Below are 11,757 nucleotides of genomic sequence, written 5' to 3' on the forward strand. Positions count from 1 at the left end.
AAAGCTGAAACAGACATTCTGCAATAGGATAATCTTCTTCCCAACAGAATGCACGCCGGGATGAACAGAGCAGAAATATTGCCAATATGATTGCATTCCTGCAGTAACAGCCCACCGCTTTACTGAATATGACGAGCAACTAGTCAGGCTGCTGATTGAGAAGGTCACTGTCTACGAAGACAAATCTACCGTGGAAGAATTCGAGTCCGGAGTGACTATGTATGTGGGGGATAATCCTGATAATATGGCAAGACACTCTATTAATGAACTTAGGGTGCCACTTCAGTTTGCGCGCATGTGCAACTCTATTCTTGGGCCAATCCCTCTTTGAAAGAACTCATAAATCTATTCAAATTTATTCTTGCTATTTTCATAGCATCAACGGACCCTTTGGCTTTCTTTATCTTGCCTTGGAGTTCCTTCTTTATTTTGCCGTTCGCCACGTCTGCTTGAAGTCTTAATTCGACGATACATTTTTCGATATCCATAATGTTCTTCACGTACTTCTCATATACGCTGTTTGAATAAACGGTATCGTGTTCGTCATTGAGGAATATTTCTTTGACCGAAACAAGGAGCTTTGCAGATTGTAAAATGGTGTTTTGCTTTCCAAGCAAACCAACAGCACCAACTATACCGCCGATACCAGCACCCACACCGAATCCCAAAACCGCGCCTCCACCAACAATAGCTATCGTGCCACCAGCCATTCCGGCACCACCGATAGCAATTGCACCGCTGCCAAGGTAGGCAAGACAAGCACTTGTTAAGGCGGCTCCGCTAAGTCCGGCGAAATTTGAACCTACCAACGCAACGGCAATTGCTGGAGCAAATGCACCGGCTGTCGCAATAGTGACAATCGCTATTATTGTCGTGATAGACAACGAAGTAATGACTGTTTTGAGAACTTCATTAAGTTCGCGCAGAATTTTGTCATAGCACTTTCGAAGCCTCTTGATGTAGCCTAATGAATAATAGCTTCCGGAGAAAAACGAATCAATATAGTCGTCGCCGTTGCCTTTCCTATATCCATTAATGATGTTTTTCAAATCTTTATATTTCTTGCTAGGTATATCATTGCCTTTTTTGTCTTCTTCAAATCCCAAAGGATAATAGGGCGCAAAAATCATTGCTTCAAGCAGAATCAAACGAAACCACGTGTTGTGCGGCTCGTTTTCCTCAATTTTCTGAATTAACTCTTGCTCTGAATACCAATGTAGTTCAGCACCCTCAATTTGCAAGAAACTTGAAAAACCTTTTGAGATGTTCTCTTTCCACTCAGCAAGCCAGTCCTGTTTCAGACGCTTTACGCCTTCATTGTTAATAGGCAATTTTGTGGTTCGTATGTCATTTAGGGTTTTGTAGTATTCGAGATTGTATAGAATCTCTGTTTGGTCAACGGTTAAGCCGAATTTATCGATATTCATATGGGCACCTATCCTTTTATAAATATTTTCATTAGATTACGTGTATGCAAACTGTTTAAGATCCTCATGCATTTGCTTTATTTTCTTGACGCTTCTAGCTTTCAAACACCAAGTAATATCCTCGCCGATAGCAATGGCGAACCATCCGACGCCAACGTAATTGATTACACCCAGTATTTTTGAGTGTTAATAGCTTCACCGGCATCAACGGTGGTAAACACGCCTGTTGCAATCGTAAGCATTCTGGTTATCGTGGGATTACTCAGCGGCCTTACCTTGCCCCAGTCAATCTGTTTTAAGTCACTAGTGAGTGAATATCATTTTCTTGTATTTCGAGGGCAAGGTGGCGTATGAAATAGAAACTTCTGACCATGCACTCATATCTGTGCCTCATCTTTTCATTGCTCAGAAAGAGTTTCCAGTCCATATTCTAGACCACACTTCTACATTTCAAATTAAAACGCTATATGTTTGATTATATAGAATTAAAAAGGGTTATGGTAACGACAGTGGGGGCAGGTAATATAAGCTTCAGCGTTATCTCCGTCTTCCCATTCAGCCGTACGTACCCCACCATCCAATGAATTTTGACAACTTATACAAGTCCTTCCGCTACGTCCTCTACCTCTATCCAATGAATCTACCAATTCCCCATCTTCCATGAAATAAACTCCGCCATTAGTACAGTTAGGACATTCAAACCGTTCTCCGTCACCATGCATTGTTGCTCCGCAACGAGGACAGGTCGCTGTTAAACCACTAATACCTCCAAATAATTTCCCAAATAATCCCATGATGATTCCTCCTCTAATATTGTATATTGCTAAAAATAAAACAACTCTACAATTTCCGATTTATTGCTACAATAGTGGAACATCTCCCACTTAATATAAATTTGCACCGCAATATTATGCTGTTGTTCATAAATCACATAATTAAAAAATCAACTTTATCATAACTTTTATCTTTATTACTGTCATCTACCACGAATAAATATTTTTTGTTCAATCCTTTTTTTGTATTATATTTGAAACTACTAATGATATATATACTATTTTTTCTATTTTACATCTCCTCACATTAAATTTATTTCTTTTTAAAATTAGACCATTGTTCTCCTTATTTAATTATACATTGCATCGGTTCACTTATTCAATCATTTAACATAGAAACTATATTTTTCTTTATAATGTCATATCCTTTACTCCCTATACTCATTTATCTACGCCATAAATTACAAATCCAAATTAACTCTATTATACAACAAAAGGATAATATTGGCTATAATTGGTGTGTATGATTTTCAACACTACTCTTTAACATAGCCTAAATGTAAATCTAATTTCGAAGTGAGGTGGTTTGCTAATTATTTTATTACAATTTGGCAATAATCATTATATCGGATGAAATTTTCATATGAGAAATATATAAATAGGGAAATTTTATCTTTTCAATTTTTTTAAAGAAATGATGCGAAATTAGTAATGAAAGAAAAGTCACGAAAATCGAGAGAATATCTCTCATGCTAAAAGTGAGGGTAGCAATATACTGCAGAGTCAGCACTGCGCATGCTGATCAAATAAAAAGCCTTAACAACCAAATCCACCAATATAAGCAGATGGTTAAGCGGCACCTTGATTGGGAACTGGTTGATGTATATGCAGATATTAAATCCGGGAAAAACACTACCGACAGAGTAGAATTCCAAAGAATGCTCTCGGATTGCTATGACCGCAAAATCGACTTGATAATTACCAAATCAGTAAGTCGTTTTGGACGAAATACAGTGGACACACTCGATGTGATAAATAAATTGCGTAGCCTGCTTGTTGATGTCTACTTTGAAATTGAAAACATTAATATTTCAGAGACAAGCAAGACTTTTCTGTTGTCTATTCTCGAAGCATTAGCACAAGCTGATAGTGAATCAAGAAGCCAAAATATTAGGTGGAGTATTCGACGTGGATTTGAGACCGGAAACTCAAAATTTTATAATCGCAAGTGTTATGGGTATATTAATGATTATGATGGAAATATTGTTATAGATGAAGCTCAATCCAAAGTAGTACAAAAAATTTATGAGTTATATCTTAGTGGATATAGCATTCTAGCAATAATTCGTTATCTTAAAGAAGAATGTATAAATTCTCCAACTGGCAAAGATCATTGGGCCAAGCGTACAATTGATACAATGCTTTCAAATGAAAAATACACGGGCAATGTGGTGGTTGGGAAAACTTATGGCCTTGAATATCCTAGCAATAACAGAAAAATCAACAAAGGCGAATTTCAGAAATACTTATCAATGGACTGCCACCCACCTATTATTTCACAGGATCTATTTGATAAAGTTCAGTTGAAAAAAATAAGACGTAGCAATATTCAAGTAGTTGAAGATAACGTGACTCGCAGAACTACTCACTACAGTATGAAAAGATCTACAATAACAGAAACCAATGATGAGTAGGCTAAATTTTATATCAGATAGTCGTTGCTGAGAAAATTGCTGCATTTATTTCGTAATCATACTCAAAGCCGCTAAAACACTGGCTTTCTACTTCCGCTAAAAAGTGTATACCCCCTACTAAAAATGCACACCCCCTACACTAAATTTCATAGGGAGTGTGCATTTATTTCAATTTAATCCAAGTTTTTGTGATTTAAGTCTCGAATTACAGCTTGCATTTTACCAAAAAAAACAATAAAAACCCCTGAATTCAAGGGTTTTCCATTGTATCAAACTTGTTGTTTTCTTATGGTGGAGGCGAGGGGCGTCGAACCCCTGTCCTAAAACAATAATACCTAGGCATCTCCTATTGCATCCAATACACTAATTTTTCCTAAGTGCCTACTTTCCAGATTTGATTTTTCTAGTTTCATATTTTCTGTTCCTGGTTTAAATCTTGCCTAAGCCCGGTTCACAGTTTTTGGCGTGGAATTAGATTCTCTCCATTTTAACGACATTTCAGAAGGAAAGTCGCCTACTTCTATAAGTGACTGTTACATACCTAACAAATAAGAAACTTATGAGGTGGATAACAATTGAGAATTGTTATCTACGCAAGAGAACTACAAAGGGATAAACCTCCTTCTGAAGTCGTCAATGCATCTTCTTCAAAGCTGTTACAGCGACCCAGAGGATGATTTAACACTAATCTGATCAGTTCGAGCTTCATTTATTTCCGAAACCATATTTCTAAATTTCTCCGCAGCTTCCTCTTTTTCTTTTAGTAATTTATTAATTCTATCATTAAAACTTTCTTGTAATTCTTGCATCTTTAATTGTTGTTGCTCTTTTAATTTTAAAAGTTCTTTGTCCATTTGAAAGATTGCTCTTTCCTTTTGCATTTCAATGTCTAGTTTAGCTTTTCTCTCTAGCTCATCTATCTTATTCTTGTTAATTTGCTTTGATTCATCTACCTGGTTTACTAATCTTCTTGCTTCCTCATTTTTATTTGATAAATCCAACTTTAATTGTATATTTTCATTTTTCAGTTCATCAAGTTCTGTTTTTAGGACTACAATTTCATCTTTATACTTAATATATTTTTCGTTGGTTTCATTTAGTTTTAATATTTTTTCACCCTGCATGTTATTTAGTGTTTTCAGACTCTTAGTATTTTCCTGTAATTCCTTAACAATATGTTTATTATCGGATTGCTCTTTTTCAAGTAAATTAATTTTCTTATTTTCTTCTTTTTTCTCTTCTTTTAATGAAATGATATTTTCGTATAGTTTTTGAACCTCTTTGTCCTTGTCCACTAACTCGTTTTTATGAAGATTTTTCACCTCTAAGCTTTTTATATTATTTCTTTCTACTATATTTATATATATATCGGATATCCTATTTGTTATTTTTTGTAATTCATTTATATCTGATGACATAGTACTGTCTTCTTCTCTAGCCTTATTCAATTCATAGTATTTAACTACTTGCTCCATAAATTCCTTATTATTTATGCCCTCACTTTGAGCTAATTCATTAAACTTTTGTTTTACCTCATCACTTATTCTTACGCTTAATATTGCATCCATCTTATTCTTCCTCTCTTAAACCAGTATTTTATATAATTAATTCAATTATTTTTACATTTAAACCCAAATATAGCTGAAACATTGCTACTGCCTATTAAAATATCGTTATATTAATAATATCATGTAAAATACTTATCTGGCTTCATTTATTATTGATTTTTTTATAAATTTAGTCCTAAATAGTTATATATAATTATAAATGGTATTTTGTATACCTTTGTATACCATTGTTTTTAAAATCTTTATACGTGTAAACATAATGTTTACAATACAAGTATACCATAAAATAAGAAAAATCATATATAAAATGAGTGAAAAAGCGTAAATTATAGCAAAAGCAAAACCATTCAATATAACTTTTATTATATTGAATGGTTTTAATTGAAATAAATACTGAAATTTATAGATAACATAAATAAATTAATACATAAAAATGCAGGATGCATAGATATTTAATGTTATTGATTAAGGAAAATTAATTATCAAAAAGAGGAAGCACCCTATATGAGTATTGTAAATAATTAATAAATTGAATGTTACATAAATACATATTATACTAATGTTATATAACTTGAGGATAAGCAATATCATACAAGACCTATATATTCATTTTTGTTATCATTGAAAATAGATAACTGGAAAGGAGAATTATAAATGCAAAACGAGACCCGAACTGTTTGTTTTGATTCAGATCTGAATATAGAAGCCTATAATTTCAAAGGGATAATGCAAAAATTTCCAAACCATTTTCATGAATATTATGTTATTGGCTTTATTGAGAGTGGTAACCGATATTTATCCTGTAAAAACAAAGAATATACCGTTAAAACAGGTGATTTAACCCTGTTTAATCCTCATGACAATCATAACTGCAAACAAGTTGATGGTGGAACCCTTGACTACCGCTGCATCAATATTGAGCCTGCTGTAATGAAAAAAGTTGCCTATGAAATAACTGGCAAAGACTATTTGCCCTATTTTACAGAAACCGTCCTGTTTAGCAGTGATCTATTATCCTCTTTGAGCGAGTTACATCACATGATAATGCATGAGGAAAAAGATTTTAAAAAGGAGGAAATCTTTTTACTTATAATTGAACAATTAATAGCTGAATATGATCATGCAGGTGCAGCTCTTACAACACAACCACCAAACACCGAAATCAAGGCAGTGTGTGATTTTTTAGAAAATAACTACATGAAAAGTATTACGCTAAATGATTTAAGTGATTTAACTGGAATAAGTAAATATTACTTGTTACGCTCTTTTACCAAGCAAAAGGGAATATCACCATATTGTTATCTTGAAACTATAAGAATTGGTAATGCAAAGAAACTTTTAGAACAGCAAATTGCTCCGATAGATGTGGCATTGCAAACAGGTTTTACAGACCAAAGCCATTTTACAAACTTTTTTAAAAAACTTATTGGACTTACACCTAAGCAATACATGAATATTTTTACAGAAGGATCTAGGAGGAGCGATAATGAATGATACAAAAACTACAACTGGACATTTGTCGGCACTTATCACAATTTTGATTTGGGGAACAACTTTTGTTTCTACTAAAATATTATTGAAGGATTTCACGCCAATAGAGATATTAATTTTTCGATTTCTAATTGGATACATATCATTATTGATAGTTTACCCGCACCGAATTAAAACTTTAAATGTCAAACAAGAACTATATTTTGTAGCAGCTGGGCTATTTGGAGTAACTTTGTACTTTCTTTTAGAAAACATTGCATTAACCTATACACTTGCGTCCAATGTGGGTGTCATTATTTCTATAGCCCCATTTTTCACTGCAATTTTTGCGCAGCAGTTTTTAGACTCTGAAAAGCTGACATTACGCTTTTTTATTGGGTTTATAGTGGCTATATTAGGTATTGTCTTGATTGGATTCAATGAAAATGTTGTTTTAAAGATAAATCCTTTAGGCAGTATATTGGCGGCGCTTGCTGCAATTGTATGGGCTGTTTATTCTGTCCTTATGAAAAAAATCAGCGACTTTCACTTCAATACTATCGGCTGTACACGCAAAGTGTTTTTTTATGGATTGTTTTTTATGATTCCATCCATATTCATATTTCATTTCAGGCTAGATTTAAACAGGTTTACTAACTTGTCTAACCTGCTTAATATTTTATATTTAGGGTTTGGCGCTTCAGCACTATGTTTTGTAACTTGGAACTTTTCTGTCAAAGTGCTGGGAGCTATGAAGACAAGTGTATATATTTATATAGTTCCTGTAATTGCTGTTGTTTCGTCTGCCATTTTGTTACACGAAAATATTACAGGAATCGCAATACTAGGAATCATACTTACATTAGCAGGACTTTTTATTTCATAGGGGAAATCAATTATAAAATTAAGGTGGAAAATGTTTGATACTACAACAAGATAAGAAATGCATTATATTAATAGATAAAAAGAAATTCAATAAAATTTCTTTTTTTATGAACCCCCACGCTATTTTCATCATAGTATTTAATTATACTGATACTCCCACACCTCAGGAGTGGGGTTCTTAGATACATTAACTTCTCAAATACTCTCATCTATTAAGGATCTAATAAATTACACATATAAGAACTCATTAATTTCTCTAAAACTTTTACTACCAATCACCCTAATGAATGAATTAACGATAGTCAAGGCTCATATCAAAACCTTTTATTTGCTTCTAAATACCCATACTGTTTATCAAATTAATACTACTACTCTGTATTTTTAATATTTCTTTATCGTGAAGTTTTCTAAAATTATCGAACTGCTTAAAACATAATTCTTTATCTATTTCTTCTAAATTATCTTTTACATTCATTATTAAAAAGCTTGAATACAGATCTCTCTGTATTTTAAATTCTCCAAAATCATTCCATCTTTCAAATAATTCCTTTTTTACATATTTATCTTCTATATGATTATATTGGGATGCTTTTACTTTATAAGTATTGATTTTGGTTAACGTTGTATTATGCCATTTTAGCTTATTATCCAATATTGTTAAAAACATTGATGCTGCCTTATTCGCTAAACTCTTGCCAAATCGCTTTTTCTTGTTGAATTTACCGTTTGTATTAACAGTAGTTTCTTTTGACCTTGATTGAAGTCCTTTATAATTCATAGTTTCAACTAATATTTTATTTCCTAAACTTATGATATAATTAGCTAACTTCTCATGGGATTGCTTCCTTATATAAGCTTGTTTTCTCTGAACTTCTCTTAATTCATTTTGAGTTTTGACATATTTATTTGACTTAATCCATGTCAATTTTATTTTCTTTAAATTAGTCATAATTCCCTTTTTTATAGTCCCGTTCTCATTATAATTATTAGGGTTATTACTTCTTCTTTGTCTATCTAATTTCCTGAGTAATATACTTTTTTCATGTTCTATGTTTTCCACCTCAGGACATAATTCTAATAACTTAACTTCATTTTTACTTGATATTGCAATTGTTCTTGTACCAATATCTATTCCAACATTTCCGTCACCTATTTTATTTCTAACCTGACCGGTTTCTTTATTATACTTAGTTGGTGGAATTCCTTCTAGGATTAATTGAACATAATATTTATATTTACCACGAATTAATTTTCTTACCACTCTACAATATTTAGTTTTATTTAATAATGAAACTTGTGCATATTCATCGTTTTTATTTATAATCACATTTATATCTAATCCATTCCATCTTAATTTATTGTCTATAAACCTAATCCCAGTTTTATTGGATTTTCCCTCAACACTATTCATTTCACCATACTTTTTAAAATAAACTCTATTTGATTGATGGAGCATTAATTTTTGAAAAGCACTAAAACACCTAGAAGCTGTCTTTTGAGCAGTGAAACTATCTACATTATCTTTAAAATATTTCTGTATACATTTTACATATTTATGGAAAGAATACTCTGTCAAATCATATCTCTTGTTTAATTCATTAAATTTTTTATTCCGTTCTTTCCCTTTAACCATATTTATTACTTTCTCATATTCTTTCGATTCTTAAGTAAACACAGGTGTTACCACCCATGCTCCTCGACGGAACCGTACGTGCCCTACTAAGGCATACGGCTCTTCACACCATATTTAATCATCTATAAAACAAGCTTATTTTTATTGTCGGTTCTAATAAATGAAAAGTTTTCAGCAGTCCATTATAAAATGTATCCCATGTGTAGCTTCTTCTTTGACTTCTTCTATTAAGCCATTTAAATAGCAACCATTTGACCACATTTAGATAACTTTTCACGCCTCTTGTATTATCGGTAACCCCATAATACTGATAGTGCCCTCTAAGTTTTTGATTAATCTTCTTCATCAATTCACCTAGAGGCATTATTCGATTATTCTTAATCCATTCCTTTATTGTCTTGACCTTGCTTCGAAATTTCTTCCTACTAGTCTTAACCTTGCAACGAAAGAATTTCCTGTTACCATTTAAACTACAGTAAAATGTAAATCCTAGAAAATCGAAAGTTTCGGGTTTGCACGCTCCTCGTTTTGCCCTGTTTTGCCTGGCAAATCTCCCGAATTCCAATATCTTTGTTTTCTCTAAAGCAAGTTCTAATCCAAATTTATTGAATCTTTCTATTAGCTTTTGATAAAACTCTTCGGCTTCCCATTTGTTTTGAAAACAACATACAAAATCATCACAGTACCTAATTAAATACGCTTCTCCTTGGCACTGACGTTTTATTTTGACATCAAACCAGTAATCCAATACGTAATGCAAATATACATTAGCAAGGATTGGCGAAGCTCCATTTCCCTGTGGTGTACCTTGGTCACTTTTCAAATATTTACCACCTTCCATGATTCCCGCTTTTAAAAACTTCTTTATTATTTCTATGAACTTCTTGTCTGCTATATCATGTTCAAGAAATTTTATGAGCCAGTCATGGTCTACGTTATCAAAAAATCCTTTTATATCAGCTTCCACAATGTAACTCACTTTGCGGTACTGCACATCTTCTATGATTTCCTTGACCGCTTGATGGCAGCTCCTATTTGGTCTGAATCCAAATGATTCATTAAAGAACTTCGGTTCATATACCTTCGTCAATATCTGGGCTATGATATTTTCAACTAACTTATCTTCATAGCATGATATTCCCAATGGCCTCATTTTGTTGCTTCCGTCCTTTGGTATATACACTCTTCTAATAGGCTCTGGCTTGTAACTTCCACTTCTCATTTGCTTTACCAAATGTTCCACTTTGGCTTCTAGGTTTACAGAATAATCGTCCTTTGCCACTCCATCAATTCCTTTTGCTTTATTCCCATCCATTTCTATATGGCTGACTATAAGTGTCTTTTCATTGATGTAAGAAGCAAGGTTTTGAACTTTTCCATCTAATTTAGCCTTTTTTATATTAAATTGTATCCCAAGTAACTCGTTAATCACGTTTATCAGCTCTCCTGTCTGCAAAATTTCAAGCTTACTTGAAGCTATGTTGTGCTAATTCCTTCCCTCCACCTACTTTCATAGGTTTCTACGGTACTATGACTTAGTCGGACTTCCTATAATGCATTTGCTAGTCTTGCTCGTTCCCTTACTTGATTTTGCATACTGATTTATCTCAGACACTATAGGACCTCAGCTGTTCTATTAACATATCTATCATCAAACTCGCCAAGCACTTAGACCCCGGAAGATTTATATAAATCTCACCATTACGATGTATATAATGTTGTCTGCTACTTGAAAGACAGTATCGACTTCTTCATTTAGATAACAATTTCGTGGCTCAATAACTTCACTTACATTTCGGCTCGTTTGCTCCCCGTCCTACGCTTAAACCTAATGTTACCACTTCGGCTCCAAGGACTAGGTACAGGTAGTTGGTTAAACCTTTCCTGATAGGGTTTTCCTACTATATGTTAATAACTTACTAATGAAAATAGAGTACCTCCATTTTCATTAGTAAACATCACGCATTTGCGTGCTGCTTCGCAGCTCGCACCTCTCATATGATTATATCTTTTAAACAATTCGCCTAAACAACTATTATAAATGCTTCTACTTATTTCTAATCTTTTATTTAATATGTCTTCTTGATATTTTTCTGTATTTAATTTTAAAGTTAAAATATAGTTTGACGCAGCATTCACCCCCTTCTTAATATCTTGTCTTTTGATTATCTACATAATCGTTTACTGTTTCACTACTTACGTTACCAGCCGTGGATACAAAATAACTTCTTGTCCATAGACTAGGCATTTTATTTAATTCTTGAAATTCTGCTCTCAAAACTTTACTTGTTGCACCTTTTATTTTTT

Annotated in this window: 10 protein-coding genes; 3 read left to right on the plus strand and 7 right to left on the minus strand. The window is 33.0% G+C overall.

The features are described from left to right. Positions 1-305: 305 nt before the first annotated feature. Together KPL44_RS15575 and KPL44_RS15580 are read right to left on the minus strand one after the other, a co-directional pair. Positions 306-1,427, minus strand: coding sequence for a hypothetical protein (locus KPL44_RS15575; RefSeq protein WP_216252165.1), 1,122 nt, complete (start codon positions 1,425-1,427; stop codon positions 306-308). Positions 1,428-1,912: 485 nt separating this feature from the next. Beyond that, the gene (locus tag KPL44_RS15580; protein WP_216252168.1) at positions 1,913-2,221 is read right to left on the minus strand and encodes a hypothetical protein; all 309 of its coding nucleotides are present in this window, start codon (positions 2,219-2,221) and stop codon (positions 1,913-1,915) included. 728 nt (positions 2,222-2,949) lie between these two features. Between KPL44_RS15580 and KPL44_RS15585 the strand changes: the two genes are divergently transcribed. After that, positions 2,950-3,894, plus strand: coding sequence for a recombinase family protein (locus KPL44_RS15585; protein ID WP_216252170.1), 945 nt, complete (start codon positions 2,950-2,952; stop codon positions 3,892-3,894). A 656-nt stretch (positions 3,895-4,550) separates the two neighbouring features. Here KPL44_RS15585 and KPL44_RS15590 read toward each other — a convergent pair. Beyond that, positions 4,551-5,462, minus strand: a complete 912-nt coding sequence (locus KPL44_RS15590; RefSeq protein ID WP_216252171.1) for a hypothetical protein — start codon at positions 5,460-5,462, stop codon at positions 4,551-4,553. Positions 5,463-6,116: 654 nt separating this feature from the next. Between KPL44_RS15590 and KPL44_RS15595 the strand changes: the two genes are divergently transcribed. Together KPL44_RS15595 and KPL44_RS15600 are read left to right on the plus strand one after the other, a co-directional pair. Beyond that, positions 6,117-6,956, plus strand: a complete 840-nt coding sequence (locus tag KPL44_RS15595; RefSeq protein WP_216252173.1) for an AraC family ligand binding domain-containing protein — start codon at positions 6,117-6,119, stop codon at positions 6,954-6,956. Further along, positions 6,949-7,818, plus strand: coding sequence for a DMT family transporter (locus tag KPL44_RS15600; RefSeq protein WP_216252174.1), 870 nt, complete (start codon positions 6,949-6,951; stop codon positions 7,816-7,818). The genes KPL44_RS15595 and KPL44_RS15600 overlap by 8 nt, the downstream gene beginning before the upstream one ends. A 333-nt stretch (positions 7,819-8,151) precedes the next feature. Here KPL44_RS15600 and KPL44_RS15605 read toward each other — a convergent pair whose 3' ends face one another. From KPL44_RS15605 to KPL44_RS15620, 4 genes are all read right to left on the minus strand, one after another. Then, positions 8,152-9,450, minus strand: a complete 1,299-nt coding sequence (locus KPL44_RS15605; RefSeq protein WP_216252175.1) for a transposase — start codon at positions 9,448-9,450, stop codon at positions 8,152-8,154. Positions 9,451-9,568: 118 nt separating this feature from the next. Beyond that, positions 9,569-10,882 (minus strand): group II intron reverse transcriptase/maturase, encoded by a 1,314-nt coding sequence (ltrA, locus tag KPL44_RS15610; RefSeq protein WP_216252178.1) that lies wholly within the window; start codon positions 10,880-10,882, stop codon positions 9,569-9,571. Positions 10,883-11,358: 476 nt separating this feature from the next. Next, positions 11,359-11,589: a hypothetical protein gene (locus KPL44_RS15615; RefSeq protein ID WP_216252179.1), complete on the minus strand. Its 231-nt coding sequence runs from the start codon at positions 11,587-11,589 to the stop codon at positions 11,359-11,361. 7 nt (positions 11,590-11,596) lie between these two features. Then, the coding region (locus KPL44_RS15620) for a transposase (protein ID WP_216252197.1) at positions 11,597-11,757 on the minus strand (161 nt) is incomplete at its 5' end.

Origin of the sequence: Clostridium sp. DSM 17811 (genome assembly GCF_018861905.1) — a bacterium.
Taxonomy (GTDB): Bacteria; Bacillota; Clostridia; order Clostridiales; family Clostridiaceae; genus Clostridium_AD; species Clostridium_AD frigoriphilum.